General features: G+C 58.8%; 17 protein-coding genes and 1 tRNA gene. 14 read left to right on the forward strand and 4 right to left on the reverse strand.

Features of this window, described 5'->3' with window-relative positions; genetic code table 11:
- The first annotated feature begins 6 nt into the window (after positions 1 to 6).
- The 4 genes from surE (at position 7) to ASC96_RS22095 (ending at position 4,203) form a co-directional block, all read left to right on the forward strand.
- Positions 7 to 777 (forward strand): 5'/3'-nucleotidase SurE, encoded by a 771-nt coding sequence (gene surE, locus ASC96_RS22080; RefSeq protein ID WP_060505244.1) that lies wholly within the window; start codon positions 7 to 9, stop codon positions 775 to 777.
- Positions 774 to 1,427, forward strand: a complete 654-nt coding sequence (locus tag ASC96_RS22085) for a protein-L-isoaspartate(D-aspartate) O-methyltransferase (RefSeq protein WP_060505245.1) — start codon at positions 774 to 776, stop codon at positions 1,425 to 1,427. The genes surE and ASC96_RS22085 overlap by 4 nt, the downstream gene beginning before the upstream one ends.
- A 294-nt stretch (positions 1,428 to 1,721) precedes the next feature.
- Positions 1,722 to 2,378: a hypothetical protein gene (locus ASC96_RS22090; RefSeq protein ID WP_060505246.1), complete on the forward strand. Its 657-nt coding sequence runs from the start codon at positions 1,722 to 1,724 to the stop codon at positions 2,376 to 2,378.
- A gap of 292 nt (positions 2,379 to 2,670) precedes the next feature.
- Positions 2,671 to 4,203, forward strand: coding sequence for a LysM peptidoglycan-binding domain-containing M23 family metallopeptidase (locus ASC96_RS22095; RefSeq protein ID WP_060505247.1), 1,533 nt, complete (start codon positions 2,671 to 2,673; stop codon positions 4,201 to 4,203).
- Positions 4,204 to 4,258: 55 nt separating this feature from the next.
- Here ASC96_RS22095 and ASC96_RS22100 read toward each other — a convergent pair whose 3' ends face one another.
- Positions 4,259 to 5,131, reverse strand: a complete 873-nt coding sequence (locus tag ASC96_RS22100) for an ATP-binding protein (protein ID WP_060505248.1) — start codon at positions 5,129 to 5,131, stop codon at positions 4,259 to 4,261.
- 242 nt (positions 5,132 to 5,373) lie between these two features.
- Between ASC96_RS22100 and yajC the strand changes: the two genes are divergently transcribed.
- From yajC to ASC96_RS22125, 5 genes are all read left to right on the forward strand, one after another.
- A complete protein-coding gene (gene yajC / locus ASC96_RS22105) occupies positions 5,374 to 5,709 on the forward strand; it encodes a preprotein translocase subunit YajC (protein ID WP_060505249.1) in 336 nt (111 codons plus the stop codon).
- Between the two features lie 59 nt (positions 5,710 to 5,768).
- The gene (secDF, locus tag ASC96_RS22110) at positions 5,769 to 8,327 is read left to right on the forward strand and encodes a protein translocase subunit SecDF (RefSeq protein ID WP_060505250.1); all 2,559 of its coding nucleotides are present in this window, start codon (positions 5,769 to 5,771) and stop codon (positions 8,325 to 8,327) included.
- 1 nt (position 8,328) lies between these two features.
- Positions 8,329 to 8,715, forward strand: coding sequence for an Mth938-like domain-containing protein (locus ASC96_RS22115; protein ID WP_060505251.1), 387 nt, complete (start codon positions 8,329 to 8,331; stop codon positions 8,713 to 8,715).
- Between the two features lie 27 nt (positions 8,716 to 8,742).
- On the forward strand, positions 8,743 to 9,594 hold the full coding sequence (locus ASC96_RS22120) for a phytoene/squalene synthase family protein (protein WP_244482259.1): 852 nt from the start codon (positions 8,743 to 8,745) through the stop codon (positions 9,592 to 9,594).
- A 121-nt stretch (positions 9,595 to 9,715) separates the two neighbouring features.
- Positions 9,716 to 10,156: a hypothetical protein gene (locus ASC96_RS22125; protein WP_060505253.1), complete on the forward strand. Its 441-nt coding sequence runs from the start codon at positions 9,716 to 9,718 to the stop codon at positions 10,154 to 10,156.
- On the opposite strand, the gene trmFO is transcribed toward ASC96_RS22125, so the two are convergent.
- The 3 genes from trmFO to ASC96_RS32180 all read right to left on the reverse strand — a co-directional run bounded on the left by trmFO (position 10,153) and on the right by ASC96_RS32180 (position 12,493).
- Complete coding sequence (gene trmFO, locus ASC96_RS22130) at positions 10,153 to 11,565, reverse strand: methylenetetrahydrofolate--tRNA-(uracil(54)-C(5))-methyltransferase (FADH(2)-oxidizing) TrmFO (protein ID WP_060505254.1); 1,413 nt, start codon at positions 11,563 to 11,565, stop codon at positions 10,153 to 10,155. The genes ASC96_RS22125 and trmFO overlap by 4 nt on opposite strands.
- 145 nt (positions 11,566 to 11,710) lie before the next feature.
- Positions 11,711 to 11,854 (reverse strand): DUF1127 domain-containing protein, encoded by a 144-nt coding sequence (locus ASC96_RS34455; protein WP_081927849.1) that lies wholly within the window; start codon positions 11,852 to 11,854, stop codon positions 11,711 to 11,713.
- Positions 11,855 to 12,349: 495 nt separating this feature from the next.
- The gene (locus ASC96_RS32180; protein WP_018325257.1) at positions 12,350 to 12,493 is read right to left on the reverse strand and encodes a DUF1127 domain-containing protein; all 144 of its coding nucleotides are present in this window, start codon (positions 12,491 to 12,493) and stop codon (positions 12,350 to 12,352) included.
- Positions 12,494 to 13,497: 1,004 nt separating this feature from the next.
- Here ASC96_RS32180 and ASC96_RS22140 point away from each other — a divergent pair.
- From ASC96_RS22140 to ASC96_RS22160, 5 genes are all read left to right on the forward strand, one after another.
- A complete protein-coding gene (locus ASC96_RS22140; RefSeq protein WP_060505256.1) occupies positions 13,498 to 14,610 on the forward strand; it encodes a DUF2157 domain-containing protein in 1,113 nt (370 codons plus the stop codon).
- A complete protein-coding gene (locus ASC96_RS22145) occupies positions 14,607 to 15,188 on the forward strand; it encodes a GDYXXLXY domain-containing protein (protein WP_060505257.1) in 582 nt (193 codons plus the stop codon). Before ASC96_RS22140 ends, ASC96_RS22145 begins: the two co-directional genes overlap by 4 nt.
- 211 nt (positions 15,189 to 15,399) lie before the next feature.
- Positions 15,400 to 15,484: transfer RNA gene (locus tag ASC96_RS22150), tRNA-Leu, on the forward strand.
- 172 nt (positions 15,485 to 15,656) lie between these two features.
- Positions 15,657 to 17,123, forward strand: a complete 1,467-nt coding sequence (tig, locus tag ASC96_RS22155) for a trigger factor (RefSeq protein ID WP_060505258.1) — start codon at positions 15,657 to 15,659, stop codon at positions 17,121 to 17,123.
- Positions 17,124 to 17,363: 240 nt separating this feature from the next.
- Positions 17,364 to 18,506 (forward strand): efflux RND transporter periplasmic adaptor subunit, encoded by a 1,143-nt coding sequence (locus ASC96_RS22160; protein ID WP_060505259.1) that lies wholly within the window; start codon positions 17,364 to 17,366, stop codon positions 18,504 to 18,506.
- Positions 18,507 to 18,509 lie beyond the last annotated feature (3 nt).

Consider the following 18,509-nt stretch of genomic DNA (forward strand, 5'->3'; position numbering starts at 1 on the left):
GTTAAGATGCGAATTCTGCTGACAAATGACGATGGCATCCATGCCGAAGGCCTTGCCGTGCTCGAACGGATCGCCCGGACGCTTTCCGACGATGTCTGGGTGGTGGCGCCGGAAACGGACCAGAGCGGCCTTGCGCATTCTCTGACCTTGTCAGAGCCCCTGCGTCTGCGGCAGATTTCGGAAAAGCATTTCGCGCTGCGCGGGACGCCGACCGATTGCGTCATCATGGGCGTGCGCAAGGTTCTGGACGTCAAGCCGGATCTCATCCTGTCGGGTGTCAATGTCGGCGCCAACATGGCCGACGACGTCACCTATTCCGGCACGATTGCCGGAGCCATCGAAGGAACGCTGCAGGGCATCCGTTCATTTGCCCTCAGCCAGGCCTTTCGCCACGCAGATGGCGGTATCGTTCCCTGGGATGTTGTGGAAACCCACGCGCCCAAGCTTCTGAGGAAGCTGATGAATCTTGATCTGCCGGACGGGACGTTTCTCAACCTGAATTTCCCGAACTGTTCGGCCGATGCGGTGACCGGCACCGAAGTGACCTGTCAGGGCAAGCTTGATTTCGGCCTGTCGATCGATGAGCGCTCCGATGGACGCGGTCATCCTTACTATTGGCTTCGTTTCGGCGAGCGCTTCGGCGACTTCAGGGCAGGTACCGATATCCATGCGATCCGCGAGCACAAGATTTCCGTGACGCCATTGAAGCTCGATCTGACCGACTACGCGGTACAGGAAGGGGTCGCCAGCGCGCTTCTTGATGGAGAGGCCGATTGAGCCCGCGCGTTATCGAGCAGGAAGGGTTTGCCGCATTGGTGCTGCGTTTACGGGCCGAAGGCATCTCCAACAAGGAGCTGCTCAACGCCGTCGAGCAGACGCCACGGTCGATCTTTACCCCACCGCAGTATCAGGAGAATGCCTATTCCTCGCGGCTCGTTCCGCTGGATTGCGGCGCCTTCATGGAAGGCTTCGATTTCGCCGTGCGGCTTTTGCACTGCCTGAATGTCAAGGCGGGCCAACGCGTGCTTGAGGTCGGTACCGGCAGCGGGTTTACGGCTGGCGTGATGGGGCGGATGGCCGAGCGGGTGCTGACGATCGAGCGTTACAAGACGCTTGCGACCAGCGCCCAGCGAAATCTTGAAAAGGCCGGTATCCGCAATGTGATCGTCCGCCACGCGGATGGCAGCATCGGACCGACGGGTGAGGGGACCTTTGACCGAATCCTGGTGACGACCGCATTCTCCAGCCTGCCGCGGGTCTTTTCCGATCACCTCGTGTCGGGCGGCGTCCTCATCGTGCCGATCATGATGAGCGAAACCGAATGCCGCATCGTCCGGCTGACGCGCACCGGTAGCCGCTTTGACCGGGAGGATCTGTTCGAGGCGCCCTATCTGCCGTTCGTCCCGCAAGTCGCTTCATTTCTCTGATTGTCCAGGCAGACCTTCAGCCGCGTGTTTGTCCCAAAGACTAAAAGCACCCCTTCCGTGAATTGATTCCCTCGACTGTTGCTGCAGTTCGGCGCATCGTTTTCAGCCTGCTTTCTCTATTCGTATATTCCATGGAAAAACAGGGCGTTAACCTCTCGTTAACGGCGGTCAGTTTCGCGCAAGTTTCGGGGCCTAACCGAATTCTGCGCACAAAAGTCATAGACCTGAGCTGACCCCTGAAGTGATGCGTGTTTGTCAGTTCTATTCCAGGCGTAGAAACGCAAGGAGCGGCAGATGCAGATCGCGAACAGATTGGCCTCGGCGACAGCCGGAGATGGGATGAACAATCTTGCCGGCCGTGCGGCAGCGCAGGGTGCCTCCGGCAATCGGGAGGATTCCGGCACATCCGTGTCGCTGACCGGAGGCTACGACCCTTCCTCGCGTGTTTCGCTGTCTGCGGAGGCGCTGCTGTTTCTGGGCCGTACAAAGCGCGTTCAGGAAAAATACCCGGCGCTGACCAGAGATGAATGGAGCAACAAGCTTTCGCCGCAGCTGGCTGCCCGCGAATACCAGGCATTTGGCAAATATAGCGAGACTGGCGACCACAAGGCCTACTATCGCGCCTTCATCGAGTATTACGACAACCTCCGCCCGGAAGACCAGAACAGCTTGCGCTATTTCGGCACGCGCGATGCGGCCATCGCCGGTGCGCGTTCTGTCGCCTATAGCGACGAGAGCGGTATGGACGGTGGATCGGGGTTTCAGACGCTTGTCAGTGTTCTGCTCGATGCTGACAAGGTGCAGTCGGAATTGACCGCTGCGCAGGATACCGGCGGTATGATCACCGGTGATATGTTCGGCTGGGATACCGGTACGATCAGCTATGAGGACGTGTCACAGACACGCAGCGGCCTCTCCGAGATCGAAAAATTCTACAGGGAAAGTTTTTGAGCTTTCGGCCGTAGTCAATTGAAGCTGCCGGGTAAAAGCCACAAACCGCTGCTCTGATGATCGCCGAGGCGGCCTGCAGGCGTGCCCGTATTTGAAGCGCTTCGCGCCGTCCCGGCGGGTGCCGTTTGCCGGGATACGCTAGGTCAATCGCGGGCACGCGGGACGGCGGTCTGCGATCATGGTTATCAATTCATCAAAAAAAGTGGAAGCTAATATCGGTTTTAACCGTGCGGTAACTCTAATGCGTTTTAATCATTTTACACCGAGTTGTGTTCCAAGTGGGTAAAGTGTCATGCGTATTAGAGTTTCGTCGAGTGTGGGAAAGTCCGCTGTCCGCCTGCTTGCAGCAATATTGCTGGCAAGCGTAGCGACAGGATGTAGCTCCGATGCAAGCCGCTTTGGCGGGCTTTTTTCGAAGTCCGACAATCTAACGACCAACTCAATCTCCAGCAGCAATGTTCCCATTCCGCGCAGCGATGTGCAGAGTGGTAGCCTAGCGGCTGCCCCGGTAGGGCAGGTCAATCGCCAGGAAGCGGTCAGTCAGCCTTTCCCTGATCCGGTTAATACCGCATCGACGCCGATTTCGCGCGCCCGGGAAGCTTCGACGCCGATCAATGTTCAGCGTGTCGCGCTGGCGGACTCGACTACGAAGGTGCGTGATACATCGCTGGCACAGCCCATGCCAGCGGCTCGCAACCTGGCGAAGGCCGAGCAGAAGCTTAATGCCGATCCGATCTCGACGGCGACGACATCCAAGGGCGGCTGGTCAACGGCGAACGCTCCTGCCGTTCTGCTTCGTCAGGGCGATACCGTCGCAACGCTCTCGAAGCGGTTCGGCGTGCCGGAAAAGGAAATTCTCAAGGCGAACGGTCTGACGTCTTCATCGCAGGCGGAGCCGGGTCAGCGCATTCTGATCCCGACCTTCGGTGTAGCCAGCAGCGCTGCCAAGGCATCGGCATCGGACGCCGCGGCGAGCCTTGATGTCGATAAGCAGAAGAATATCCCGATCCAGCCGGACAGCCGCGATGTGGCAATCCTGCCCGGTCAATCGCAGTCCCGCGAAAAGGGTGTCAATCGCACCGATATGGCCGCCGGCAAGCAGCCGGTTTCCGGCGACGGCAACGGTCAGGGCGGCACGTACACTGTCAAGGCGGGTGATTCCATCAACCGGATCGCCAAGGCAAACGGCGTATCGGTCGATGCGCTGCGCAAGGAAAACGGCCTGACCAGTGCTGCAATCCGCATCGGTCAGACGCTGAAGATCCCGGGCGGCAATGCCTCGGCTGCAGATCAAGTCGTCACCGCCTCGGTTCCGAAGAAGGCCGACACCAAGGTTGCCAAGGCCGACAGCACAAAGCCGGCCGAATATACGGCGCCGGTGGCCAAGCAGTCGGTAACGGAAGTCGCTTCGAAAGAGGACACGACCGAGGCCTCGCCGAAGGCAACAGGGATCGCCAAGTACCGCTGGCCGGTTCGTGGCGCAGTCATTGCCGGATATGGCGCCAACGTCGAAGGCAACCGCAACGACGGCATCAACATCTCGGTTCCCGAGGGTACGCCGATCAAGGCCGCAGAAAATGGCGTGGTCATCTATTCCGGCAGCAGCCTGAAGGAGCTTGGCAATGCGGTCCTGGTTCGCCATGACGATGGCACTGTCACGGTCTACGGCAATGCGTCGGAACTGAAGGTTCAGCGCGGCCAGAAGATCCAGCGCGGCCAGACGCTTGCAGCGTCCGGCATGAGCGGCACGGCAACGCAGCCGCAGGTGCACTTCGAGGTTCGCAAGAACGCCAGCGCGGTCAATCCGGCCACTTTCCTGGAATAGTCTGAAGCTGCCGCCAATCATCAAAAGAAAAGCCCCTTCCGGGGCTTTTCTGCGTTTAGACCAGATCGATCTTTTTCTGCGAGCGGCCGGCCAGATCCTGAATGAACTGCCAGGCGACGCGGCCGGAGCGGGCGCCGCGCGTCGTGCTCCATTCCAGTGCATCGGCGTGAAGTTTTGCCGGGTCGGTCTCCAACCCGAAATGCGCGGCATAGCCATCGATCATCGCCAGATAGTCGTCCTGGCTACACTTGTAGAACCCGAGCCAGAGCCCGAAGCGATCAGACAGCGAGACCTTTTCTTCGACTGCCTCGGATGGGTTGATCGCCGTCGATTGCTCATTTTCCATCATATGGCGCGGCAACAGGTGCCGGCGGTTGGATGTCGCATACAGCAGCACGTTTGCAGGCCGGCCTTCGATGCCGCCGTCAAGGACCGCTTTCAGCGACTTGTAGGATGTGTCGTCATGATCGAAGGACAGGTCGTCGCAAAAGACGATGACCGGGACAGGGGCGGTCTTGAGGATTTCCATCAGGGTTGGCAACGTGGCGATATCTTCGCGATGCACCTCGACCAGCTTCAGGCGGATACCTGCATCGGCAGCGACGCTGGCATGCACCGCCTTGACCAATGAGGATTTGCCCATGCCGCGTGCGCCCCAGAGCAATACGTTGTTGGCCGGAAAGCCTTGCGCAAATCTCAGCGTGTTATCGAACAGAATATCGCGGACATGATCGACGCTCTGGATCAGCTTGAGTTCCACCCGGTTTGGCTTGGTCACCGGCTGAAGGTGCAGCCGTTGAGGCGCCCAGACGAAGCATTCCGCAGAATCCCAGTCGTTCACGGCAGGGGCTGGACCGGCGATCCGCTCGATTGCCTCCGATAGCTTGCGCATTTCGGCGATCAGAAGGTCGATTTTTGTGTCCTGCATGAGAGTTTCCCCGATGATGGCTGTGGTTTTGGCTGTGGGGCCAAGCTGTCCGGTAGCATGGCTGATCTAACGGTAAAAGGCGTGAAATCCAGTAGAAAGAGCTTCTCCTTGGGCCGATTTCATGTATGAGGCTGAAGGCAGAAGCCGGTTGGTCTGATGTTGCATTGAAATCAACCTTTCCTATAGTCCGGCGATCCGAAACGCGGGCATCTGTCCGCCAAACCGCATTCAAGGAGTGATTGATGTTCATTACCGAGGCATTCGCCCAGACGGCACCCGGCGCAAGCGCCGGCGGCGCTGATATTCTCATGTCGATCCTGCCGTTCCTGCTGATCTTCGTCGTGATGTACTTCCTGATCATCCGTCCGCAGCGCGCCAACATGAAGCGCCGCGAGGAACTGCTGAAGAACATCCGCCGCGGCGATCAGATTGTTACCGGTGGCGGAATTGTCGGCAAGGTGACGAAGGTCGTTGATGACAACGAACTCGAAGTCGAAATTGCTGACGGTGTGAAGATTCGTGTGGTACGCAGTGGTGTATCCGAAGTCCGTGTGAAGGGCGAACCTGTCAAGGAATAAGCTTGCAGGGAGGCCGGGGCACACTGGCCACCTTGTAACGACGTGTCTTTGAGAGCTTCATGCCGTATTTTTCCCGCTGGAAAACCATCATCGTCTGGCTCGTCGTGCTGTTCAGCATCCTGGTCGCCGTGCCGAACGCGGTTCCGACCGCGACCTTGGCCACACTACCGGACTGGCTTCCCAAGAAGCAGATGATGCTGGGCCTCGATCTCCAGGGTGGATCGCAGATCACTCTGAAGATCGAGCGGGAAGATGTCGTCAAGGCGCGGCTTGAAACTGTTATCAACGATGTCGGCACGCGCCTTCGCGCTGCCGGCATCGGTTATTCCGGACTGTCTGGAACCGGGCAGGCGATCCAGCTTCGTCTTCGCGATGCCGCTCAGGCCGATGTTGCACGGGCGGCATTGAAGCCCCTGACCGATCTGGTCAAAGCCACTGGCCTGACGAAGAAAGATTTCAGCGAAGTCACCGTCGGCAATTCCCCCGATGGCGCCTTGTCTGTCGCTGTCACCGATGACGGCATCAACCACAGGATTTCCGCCACACTCGACAGCGCGATCACTGTTTTACACCGGCGCCTGACAGAACTCGGTTCTCTGCAGCCGAAGATCCGCAAACAGGGTGCGGACAGGATCATCGTCCAGATACCCGGGCGCTATGATCCCGAACAGATTAAATACATCCTTGGTCAGGCCGGAATGTTGTCATTTCGCAGCATCGATATGTCGATGCCGGTTGAAGACGCGGTCAACGGCCAGCCGCCGGTCAATTCGGAAATTCTCTATTCGGCAGACGATCCACCGATCGGTTATCTGCTGCGCCGCCAGCCCATTATCGACAACAGTGACATCATCGATGCTCAATCGGCGGTCAATGCCCAATCCGGTAATCCCGTGGTCAACCTTCGGCTGGGACCGGAAGGAACCGCTCGGTTTGCCCAGGCAACGACGGACAATTCCGGAACGACCGTTGCCATCGTTCTGGACGGGGCGGTGATTGCGACGCCTCTGGTGCGCAAGGCGATTACGGATGGGACCGTGCAGCTTGCCGCGGACATGAGCCCGGAAGGAGCCGGCGATCTGGCGCTGCTGTTGCGCGCCGGAGCCTTGCCGACACCTCTTACAGTCGTTGAGGAACGGTCGATCGGGGCGGGACGCGGCGCCGATTCTATCCATTCTATCATGACCGCCGGTGCAATCGGCGCCGTCCTGGTGATCGCCTTCATGATCGGTTTTTACGGGTTGTTCGGCGCGGTTGCGAGCCTTGCCGTCGCACTCAACGTCGTGATGATCATTGCTGTCCTGACTGCCACCGGGCTGCCTTTGACACTGCCGGGCATTGCCGGGATCGTGTTGACGATCGGCATGGCGGTCGATTCGAACGTGCTGATCTACGAGCGTATCCGCGAAGAAGTGCGGCAGGGCCGCTCGGTGCGGGACGCCCTGCAATATGGTTTCTCGCGGGCGTTTGCTGCCATTGTCGATGCCAACATCACGACATTGATCGCCGCGATCATTCTATTGTTCCTGGGGACGGGTTCCGTCCGCGGATTTGCCGTGACGCTTGCCATCGGTATCGTCACCACGCTTTTCACCGCCTTTACCCTGACACGGGTCATGCTGGAAATCTGGGTCGACCGGCGTAATCCGACGGCATTGCCGGATGGTATCCGCACCGGCATGTTCGATGGTGCCGCTTTGCGTTTCATGGCGATCCGCAATTATGTCTTCTCGCTGACGGCTCTCCTGTCCGTCGTCAGCATGCTTCTGTTTGGTACGCTTGGCATCAATCTCGGCATCGATTTCTCCGGTGGCTCGGTGATCGAGCTGAAAGCCCGGGAGGGTAATGCTGATCTCGAGGACATTCGTGGCCGTCTCTACGAGCTCAATATTGGTGACGTCACGGTAAGTCCGTTCGGTTCGGCGCAGGATGTGGTGGTCCGGGTCCATTCGCGTGATGGCGGCGAAAATGCCGAGCAGACATCGGTGATCATGATCCGGGGCGAGCTTGAGGAGGAATACGAATTCCGCCGCGTCGAAGTCGTCGGGCCGTCTGTTTCGGGCGACCTGACCACGGCTGCCACCATTGGCGTCCTGGCATCACTTCTGGCGATCCTGATCTACATCTGGGTGCGGTTTGAATGGCAGTTTGCCGCAGGCGCCATCGTCGCGACGCTGCATGACGTGCTTTTGACTATTGGACTGTTTGTCGTGACCGGCATGGAGTTCAATCTGACGAGCATCGCGGCCCTGCTGACAATCGTCGGTTACTCGCTCAACGATACGGTTGTCGTCTATGACCGTGTCCGCGAAAACCTCAGGCGATATCCGCGCATGCCCTTGCCGATCCTGATCGATACATCGATCAATCAGACCCTGTCTCGCACCGTGCTCACCGGCGCTACGACGATGCTTGCGCTGGCGGCGCTGTGCGTCTTCGGTGGCGAGGCGATTCAATCCTTTGCGTTCGTGATGCTGTTCGGCGTGGCTGTCGGTACGTTCTCGTCCATCTATGTGGCGGGTCCGGTTCTCATCCTGTTCAAGCTGCGGCATGGGACACCGGGCGACGCGGAAAAAGCCGGTGGCGTTGGTGCCCAGCCGGTCAAGGGAGCGCAGTAGCATGCGAAAACCCATCGAAATCCGTCAGGCTCATTTTCCGGGCCGGGCGCCGATCGACAGTTATGGCAATGGCGGCTTCCGGTTCGCGGAAATGTCGCATCGTGGCTCACTGCTGATGCTGCCCTCGGGCATCTACGGCTGGGACATGGTGGAGGGCGATCCGCTGACGGTGGACTATTTTCAGCGCGTTCTGGAAGAGGCCGCTGACATCGAGGTTCTTCTTGTCGGCACCGGCAAGGATATCAGACCTTTGCCTGCGGCCTTGAGGGCGGTGTTCAAGGAACACGGAATTTCATCCGATCCGATGAGCACCGGTGCTGCCATCCGAACCTACAACATCATGCTTGCCGAAGAACGCGCCGTCGCCGCCGCCTTCATTGTCGTTTGAACGATGACCATGCCAGAAAATACCGCCGTGGCTCTTCAGCCTGCCTACGATTTCAGCCTTGCTGCACTGCGCGACAGCGACCGTGACCGCTATCTTGCCTGCCTGTTGTCACCGCAGGATAAACGCGGCCCGCTCTCAGCACTCTATGCGTTCCATGCCGAGATTGCCCGGGTGCGCGATCTCGTGCGTGAACCCTTGCCCGGTGAAATCCGGCTGCAATGGTGGCGTGATGTGCTCGAGGACCCAACGGGCGTAAGCGGCGAGGGCAATCCGCTGGCCGAGGCGCTGCTGGCCTGCGTGAAAAGCCACAAGCTGCCCGTGCCGGTGCTGCAGAACATGATCGATGCCCGTATCTTCGATCTCTATGACGATCCGATGGAAAGCCGCGCGTCGCTTGAAGGATATGCGGGTGAGACCGCGTCGGCACTCATTCAGCTTGCAAGCCTGATTCTCGATCCCGCAGAGGCGCAGAACTCGGCGTCTGCTGCCGGTCATGCCGGCGTTGCCCAGGCGATCGCCGGGCTGCTGCTGTTGCTGCCGCTGCATCGCCGGCGCGGGCAAGTGTATTTTCCGGCCGAGCTCTTGGCCGCGACCGGGCTTGACCGTGATGGCTTCCTTTCGGGCGAGAACGAACAGTCCGTCAGCTTGGCAATCTGTGCATTTGCTGGCCTTGGCCGCGAGCACCTTGCCAAGGCCCGTGCGGCTGCCGCGAGCATCTCCCCGGCCAACCGCTATGCGTTTACCGCCTTGGCACTGGCAGAACCGGTGTTCGATCGCGCCGAGCGGGCAGGCGCGAAACTCTTTGAGCATTCGATCGTACCGCCGCAGTGGCGTCGGCAGTGGTGGATGTGGCGGGCCGCGCGCAGCGGCAGATGGTAGAACACTGACGGCGCCTTCGTCTGTGCCAATATTGGCGAGTGCGGGCACATTGGCGCAAGGTTCGCCTTTTAGAGTCGCTCCCGTGTTATTATCAGGAACTGTGTAAAAGGGAGTCGGCGCCATGGGTTGGCCGATTGTCATCATCTGCATCTTGATCGCAGGTCTTTTCTACATGCGAATGAAGGCTCGTGCCGACAAGGACAGGCGCGAGCCGGACACCGGGACGGCGATCCTCGATTTTGGCCGCGCTTTTCCCGATGAAGCCATCCGGGCCATTCATGCGACCGCCGATGAAAAAGCCTATTTCGTCCGCCTGCACGATGGCAAGGCCGGTTTTATGGCAGCCCATGGCACGCATTTCGTCTGCCACCTGATCGAAGCCGGCAAGGTGAATGTCGGCAACGCCGGCAGCGGACGTGGCCTGAGGGTCCACTTCACCGATTTCTCATATCTCGACGGCGTCTATGAGTTTGCAAGCCCGGAAATAGCAGCCGAGGTTTCCCTCTGGCTGCTGGGCAGTTTCAAGCCGCAGTCGGAACGTGCTACCCTTCCGGAGAATTAGACCGACTTCAGCCAGGCTGCGCAATCGTCGAGCGCCCGCTGCGCCACCAGTTGCTTTTTCATTACCGTCTTGTCCTTGCCGCGGAAGCGCTTGACGCCCTCGGGCTTGACGATAGCGCCGGGCTCCAGCAGCGGAAACAGGCCGAAATTGATGTTCATCGGCTGAAACGAGCGTTTTCCCGGCTCGTCATCCGAAACGATATGGCCGCCGGTGATATGGTTGAGCAACGAACCGAAGGCCGTTGTTTCGGGCGGTAGCGGCAATGGCTGGCCTTTGCGCTCTGCAGCAGCGAAACGGCCGGCGAGCAGGCCGATACTGGCGCTTTCGACATAGCCTTCGCAGCCGGTGATCTGGCCTGCGAATCGCAGTCCGGGCCGGGACTTCAGCGTCAACGATCCATCCAGCAGGACAGGCGAATTGATGTAGGTATTGCGGTGCAGGCCGCCAAGGCGGGCAAATTCGGCATTTTCCAGTCCGGGAATCATGCGGATCACTTCCGCCTGCGCACCGTATTTCAGCTTGGTCTGGAACCCGACCATGTTGTAGAGCGTGCCAAGCGCATTGTCCTGACGCAATTGCACGACGGCATAGGCCTTGACGGTGGGGTTATGGGCGTTGGTGAGGCCCATCGGCTTCATCGGGCCGTGACGCAGGGTTTCGCGGCCGCGTTCGGCCATGACCTCGATCGGCAGGCAGCCGTCGAAATAGGGCGTGCCTTCCCATTCCTTGAAACCGGTCTTGTCACCGGCGATCAGCGCATCGACGAAACCATTGTACTGCGCCTCGTCCATCGGGCAGTTGATATAGTCCTTGCCTGTGCCGCCCGGACCGACCTTGTCGTAACGCGACTGGAACCAGCAGACATCCATGTCGATACTCTCGGTATGGATGATGGGGGCGATAGCGTCGAAAAAGGCCAGCGCATCGGCGCCGGTTTCCGCCTGGATGGCGCTGGCAAGCGAAGGTGCCGTCAGCGGCCCGGTGGCGATAATGGCGAGGTCCCAATCCTTCGGTGGCAGGCCACTGATTTCTTCGCGCGCGACGGTGATCAGCGGGTGGGCGTCGATCGCCGCAGTCACTGCATCGGAGAAACCATCGCGATCAACCGCCAGCGCTCCACCGGCCGGAACCTGGTTCTTGTCGGCGCAAGCCATGATCAGCGAACCGGCAAGCCGCATCTCGGCGTGCAGGACGCCAACGGCATTGCTGGTAGCGTCATCGGAGCGGAACGAGTTGGAGCAGACCAGCTCGGCAAGGCCGTCGGTCTTGTGGGCATCCGTGCCGCGGACGCCGCGCATCTCGTGAAGAATGACCGGGATGCCTGCCGCGGCGATCTGCCAGGCGGCTTCGGAGCCGGCGAGGCCGCCGCCGATAACGTGAATGGGGGAGTGCGAAGATGTATCTGTCATGGGCCATTTACTAGAGCAACGCGGCCAGGAAAGAAACCGGTTCCGTGCGGTTGATATCAATGCAAGGCCCGGAATCAAAAACGGCACCGTGTGGTGCCGTTTTTAGTTCCTCGACATTCCCGGTCCGGTCAACGGACTGGCCCGATTAACGGAAGGAACGCGAAGCGATGTTGCGGATGTCGAAGCGGGTGATGCCGATGTCCGTCAGGGCGTGGTTGGACAGGTTGCCAAGTTCAGCAACGGTACGGCGGTAGTTGATCCAGCTTTTTGCGATACGAATCGGGTTCATGATCTTTTCCTTGAGACTTACAAATGAGCAGTGCAGTGATTGCCTGCTTCGTTGAGATCCTTGTACGCCTTTCGCGGGAAAAGATGGAGTGCAAAGAAAATGCATCTGCTATGCATTTGTGCAATGCGATGCTGTTTCGCTGAGCATTTTGGGTGCCTGATGAAAAACAAGCCATAGGTTAACGGCATGGTTCGCCAAGCCGGAATCCGTTTAACCGTTTGTTTTTCGGATGTGTTTTGTGTGGCGAAATTGTGTTGCGGAGCGAGTCTCTGCCCTGATTGCCTGCCAAGGCGTGCTGAGTACGATGCTGCAACGAAAATAGGCAGAAGCTGTTATGCTGCACTGCGTCGAAAGCTATGGTTGATTTGTAATCGGAGTGGTCCGTCCATTCAAAGCCTGTAAGCGGCACCTGAACGAAAAAAACGCCCGCCGGTTTGAGCCGGAGGGCGTTTGGTGGCTGCGCATCGGGCTGGAAGAACCAGCCGGTCGCGAGGCTTACTTGACTGCCTGACGGGCAACGTACTGGATGTCGCCACGGCCGATGCCGAGGTCGTTCAGTTCGCGGTCGGTCATGCGGCCGAGTTCGTTGCAGGTCTGACGGTACTTGCGCCAATTGTTGAATGAGCGAGCGATATTCATGATGCTGGTCCTTTCTAGGTTTGCCAGCACTCTTTGCTGGCCCTCATCTGATGGTTGGAATATAGGCCGTTCCGCCCTGAAATTACAGAGACAATGCTGCATCGCACCCATGCGCTTCTTGCAAGTCTCGGTGCGCCCGTTGGTCACGGTTCGGCCAAAGTCGATGCGAGTGCGTGACCGCCGCAATTGAAGTGCCGATTTTTGGAGAGGGTGCCGAATAAAAAACAACGCCCGTCGGGGGAGGAGGTCCGGCGGGCGTTGCTTGTTCTGATCGACAACTGGGAGGAGGAGTGTTACCGATCCCATCAGGGCGCGCTGGGAGGAGGAGTGCGCTGCCCCGAAGTTGTCCTGAATATAAATCCGCCGAGCGCAAATGGGTAGAGCCAATGGCGAATGGCACCTATTCCACTGTTGCATGGCTAGACTCGTCGTTTGCGACACGGATGCCTGAATTTTGATCATCCGCGCAGTTGCGACCGCAGAAATACGATGATGTGTCGGGGGGGCTGAAACGAATAACGCCCGCTGGGGGAGGAGGTCCAGCGGGCGTCATTTACGGTGATGAGCAACTGGGAGGAGGAGTGTTGCCCATCGGATCGGAGCGGCGCTGGGAGGAGGAGTGCGCCACTCCGAATTCTATGAAGCGAACCTTTTAAATTCGCTGGCCTTTTCCGCTTCTTGAGCGAAAGCGGCTGGCCATGCCGCTGACGGTCCCGATCGCTTGCGCTGATCTCGTTCCGTCTTCTTGAGAACAAGATAGGTGACCGATGGCGATTTGTGCAGTGCAATATCATCATGGATGACATGCAAATTCCGCATAAGCCCGGCGATACGCCCTGCAGTTCTCTTCCGATTCCAGATTCGCACGAAACCCTTCATGCTTCGTTAACGATGACCGCGCCGCTGACGCCGCAAAGAGGGAGCGCCGGGCCTGATCGTCATCTAGGAATCAGGAACGCCTATGATATGTGTGGCCCAACACGCGCATGCAAGGGGATCGGCCGATGTACCGGGGACGGATCGAAAAAGACTTCAATATCTGGGTTTCCAAGGGCATGCTTGATTCTGGGGCGGCAAAAGCCATGCTGGCGGAGTATGATGGCCGCGAGACCGTCTTCAGCGCCGGCCGGGTTCTTCTCGTGCTGGCGGCGATCCTCGTATCCGCTGCAATCCTGCTTCTGGTGGCGGCCAATTGGGAAGCTATTCCCCGCATCCTGCGCGTCGCCGGTATCGTTGGCCTGATCTGGGCGTTTTATCTGGCCGCCGCCTTTTGCCTTGGCCGTGGTTTCAAGGCCATGGGCGCCGCGTTGCTGGTTCTGGCGACGATGACCTTTGGTGGCGCAATTGCGCTGGTCGGACAGATGTATCACCTGTCGGGCGATGCGACCGACGCGCTGCTCGTCTGGTTTGCGGCGGCTTGCGTCACCGCGGTGGCCTTTCGGTCCGCCGCCCTTGCGGTGTTTTGCGGTTTCCTGGCCTGGGCGATTTTCGGCGAACTGATGGTCGACAATGATGCCAGTTTCGAGGGGAACGGCTATATCTACCTCGTGCCGCTGCTGATCGTCATCGTGATTGCATTGGTGCGATACACCAATGCGGGCATCGCCCGCCACCTTGCGTATCTTCTCGCCCTGGCCTGGCTCGGCTGGTTTTACGTCGAGCTGCCGGAGGTCTGGGTCGCGAGCCTCCTGTTCGGGGCAGGTGTCGTAGCGTTCCTGGTGACCAGCATTCCCCTGTCGCCGCTCTATCGTTTCGCCCGCGAGGCCGGAGCGGCTCCCGTCTTTTATAGCTTTGCGCTTGCCGTGATGGGGCTGGCGGCCTTGCATGACGAGGTTGATGGCATTGGCCAGGAGATCGCAATCGGAGCAACGACGCTTGCGGTGGCGCTCGGTGGTATTGCCATCGCCGGCCGGCTGAATGGTGCGGTCCGCTTTCTCGGTTACGCGGTTTTCGCGGCCGAAACCCTTTATCTGGCGTCCGAGACACTGGGCAGCATCCTTGGCACATCCGGCTTTTTCCTGATTTCCGGTGTCGTCGTCGCTTTGATCGCCTGGCTGGTCATCCGGCTGGAAAAGCGCTTGTCATCTAAAACCGCAGCCGAAGGGAGCGTGGCATGAGCAGCAATCCGTTGGTCAGACCGCTGTTTGCGGCAATCCTGGTCGCTTTGTTGCAGACCGCCTTCCTAGGCTACATGATCGAGAGCCGCGCCTCGATCCTGCGCAACGGGGTCGATGTGGTGCTGAAGACCGTTCCCGTCGATCCACGCGACCTTTTGCGCGGCGACTATGTCATCTTATCCTATGATATCTCGACCATTCCGGCCGACAAGGTGGCCGGCGGTTTTCCCGCCGAGGCGACTGACGCGCAGCTCTCCGTACGGCTTGAAAAGCAGCCGGACGGATTCTGGGGTGTTGCGGAAGCCTCGTTCAATGCTCTTGCACCAAAGGCGGGCAGCATCATTGCCCGCAGCGCGCCATTCTATTTTTATCCAGCGCCGGACGGCGCACAGTCTTCGCTGAATGTCGATTACGGTATCGAGCGTTATTATGTGCCGGAAGGCGAGGGCAAGGTTCTCGAGGAGGCGCGCAATGCCAGTGCCTTGTCGGTGACCGCGCGGGTGGATGATGAGGGCCGGATGCAGATTCGCCTGATCGCGATTGACGGCAAGCCGCTCTATGAGGAGCCGCTTTATTGATCGGGAGGTGGTTTCTTGCCGGGCAGGTGATGGGAATACGACAAAAACCGCATTTTTCCGCCGATCCCCATTTTTCCTTTGATCCCTTGGAAACGGGTGATATAGAGACGCCGCGCTCGGGAACGCCCTGAACCCGGTGCAGGTCTGTCTTTGGCGGCTCGCTATAGACTTTTCTGTGCCGATGCGAGCAGGCGCTGCGGTTTTTCTGAACGCGGGTATGGTGAAATTGGTAGACACGCCAGATTTAGGTTCTGGTGCCGCAAGGCGTGGGAGTTCAAGTCTCTCTACCCGCACCAGAATAAAGGGACGTCCAGGGCTTGCCTTGGCGTCGATCGATAGGACGGCGCCATTTTGCTTGCAAAACGGTGACTGATTTGCGTAAAGCCACTCCCGGCAAATGGATCGGCTCAAGTGCTCGTGTACAAGAACACCGACAGAGCCCTGTCAACGTGAAATGAAGGTTTGAACATGCAGGTTATCGAAACGCTCGCTGAAGGGCTGAAGCGCGAACTCAAGGTCGTTATCCCGGCCAAGGACATGGAAGCTCGTATGAACGAGCGCCTCGCCGAAACCAAGGACAAGGTCCGTATCAACGGTTTCCGTCCGGGCAAGGTGCCTTTCGCACATCTGAAGAAGATGTATGGCAAGTCGATCATGGCTGAGCTCGTCAACGAACTCGTTCGCGAAAAGCCGACCGAAATCCTGTCCGAGCGCGGCGAAAAGTCTGCGACGCAGCCGGAAATCGCGATGACCGAAAACGAAGCCGAAGCGGACAAGATCCTCAGCGCTGAAGCCGATTTCGAATTCACGCTGGCCTACGAAATCATTCCGGCGATCGAACTCAAGGACATCAGCGGCATCAAGGTGACCCGCGAAGTCGTTGATATCGACGAAGCCGAAGTGACCGAGCAGATCCTCAAGATCGCTGAAAATGCTCGCACCTACGAAACCAAGAAGGGCAAGGCCGCCAACGGCGACCGCGTCACCATCGATTACCTCGGCAAGGTCGACGGCGAAGCCTTCGACGGCGGCAAGGACGAAGACGCTGAACTGGTTCTCGGCTCCAACCGTTTCATCCCGGGCTTCGAAGAACAGCTCGTTGGCCTGAAGGCTGGCGACGAGAAGGTCATCACCGTGACTTTCCCGGCTGAATACCCGGCTGCAAACCTTGCTGGCAAGGAAGCTACCTTCGACATCACCGTCAAGGACGTTGCCGCTGCTGCCGCTGTTGAAATCAACGACGACCTCGCTACCAAGCTCGGCCTCGAATCGGCTGACAAGCTGAAGGAAGTCGTTCGCGGCCAGATCGAAAGCCAGTACGGCTCGATGACCCGCCAGAAGGTCAAGCGTCAGATTCTCGACCAGCTGGACGAACTCTATCAGTTCGACACGCCGCAGCGCCTCGTCGATGCCGAGTTCGACAACATCTGGCGCCAGATCAACACCGACCTAGAACAGGCCGGCAAGACCTTCGCCGACGAAGACACCACGGAAGAAGAAGCCCGCGGCGAATACCGCAAGCTGGCTGAACGCCGCGTCCGTCTCGGCCTGGTTCTCTCCGAAATCGGCGAAAAGGCCGGTGTGACGGTAACCGACGAAGAAATGCAGCGTTCGCTGTTCGAACAGCTGCGCCAGTTCCCGGGCCAGGAAAAGCAGATCATCGACTACTTCCAGAAGACCCCGGGTGCAGCCGCATCGCTGCGCGCTCCGATCTTCGAAGAAAAGGTTGTCGATCACCTGCTCTCCGAAGTGAAGGTTACCGACAAGACCGTCAGCAAGGAAGAACTGCTGGCCGACGACGAGGAAGGCGCTTCGGAAACGAAGAAGGCCCCGAAGAAGAAGGCTGCCAAGGCTGAAGCTGCGGAAGGCGAAGAAGCCGCTCCGAAGAAGAAGGCTCCGGCCAAGAAGAAGGCAGCTGACGACAGCGCCGAATAAGCCCGCGCATCGTCGCATGATTTTTGGAGAAGCCGTCCCGCAAGGGGCGGCTTTTCTGCTTTCGCGGGGCCGCAACATCGGTTTGATGTTTTGGCCCCGCGGCCGTTGTAGTTCGGTGTTTTGTCCTCGATTGGAACAATCCGAAAAGCGAAAACTTCAAGGATGTCCGTAGATTGACACTTGCCATCCGACAGAGGAAGGTGAGGTTGTTGTTATGGGACGCGATTGAGGGGATATTCAATGGCAGGTTGCGCCTATCGATCATTGGTCACTGCTGCGATGTTCATCTCGGCGATTTCAATAGGTACCGGCGCCATGGCTCAGGAGGCTGCCAAACCGGCTGCCGCGCCCTCGGTTTCTGTCACCCGGGTCGTCGAAAAGGATATCAGGCCAGCCATATCCTTCACCGGGCGCGTGGAGGCGGTAGACAAGGTCGATCTGCGGGCGCGTGTCGATGGATTCCTCGAAAAGCGGCTGTTCACCGAAGGCCAGGATGTCAGGCAGGGCGATCTGCTCTTTGTCATGGAAAAGGGGCAATACGAGGCAGCGGTTGTCCAGGCCGAGGGGGCGATCGAGTCGGCTAAAGCCGTACTGGAATTGGCGGATATCGAAGTTCAGCGGCAGACAACTCTTGTCGCGAAAAATGCTGCAGCACAAAATCAGCTTGATTTGGCGATTGCCAGGCAGAATGAGGCCAAGGGTAGCCTCACGCAATTGAACGCTGCGCTGGACAAAGCCAAGCTTGATCTCGGCTACACCGAGATTCGCTCTCCGATCGACGGCCGTATCGGCCGCTCAGTCTATTCCATCGGAAACTTTGTCGGTCCATCAAGCAATGTCCTCGCGACGGTCGTCAGCCAGGATCCGATCTATGTGAGCTTCGCGGTATCCCAGCGTGAAATTTTGGCCATTCGAGAAAAATTGACGAGCAAGGGAACGCTGGGCAGCACCGTGGATGCGGCAGTCGTCTATGTCGATCTTGCCGATGGAACGCGCTATGGCGAGCCCGGCAAGGTCAGTTTTGTCGATGTGACCACCGATCAGGGCACCGACACGTTGCCCGTTCGCGCGACATTTCCCAATCCGCACCGCATCCTCGTCGATGGTCAACTCGTGACTGTGATTGTCGAAGGAGGAGCTGCAGAAAAGTCGTTGGTCGTGCCACAAGCGGCTATCCAGATCGACCAATCAGGACCTTTTGCCCTCGTCGTCAACAGCGAAAACAAGATCGAGGTTCGCCGTATCGAGCCGGGCCAGGCCGAAGGCAGCGATTTGTCCGTTCTCAAGGGCCTTGCCGTCGGTGATAGGATCGTGACCGAGGGCATACAGCGGGTTCGCCCTGGGCAGGTTGTAGAGCCGCTCGAAGTCAAGTCGGGATCCTAAAAC

The organism is Rhizobium sp. Root1204, assembly GCF_001424965.1.
GTDB lineage: Bacteria > Pseudomonadota > Alphaproteobacteria > Rhizobiales > Rhizobiaceae > Pararhizobium.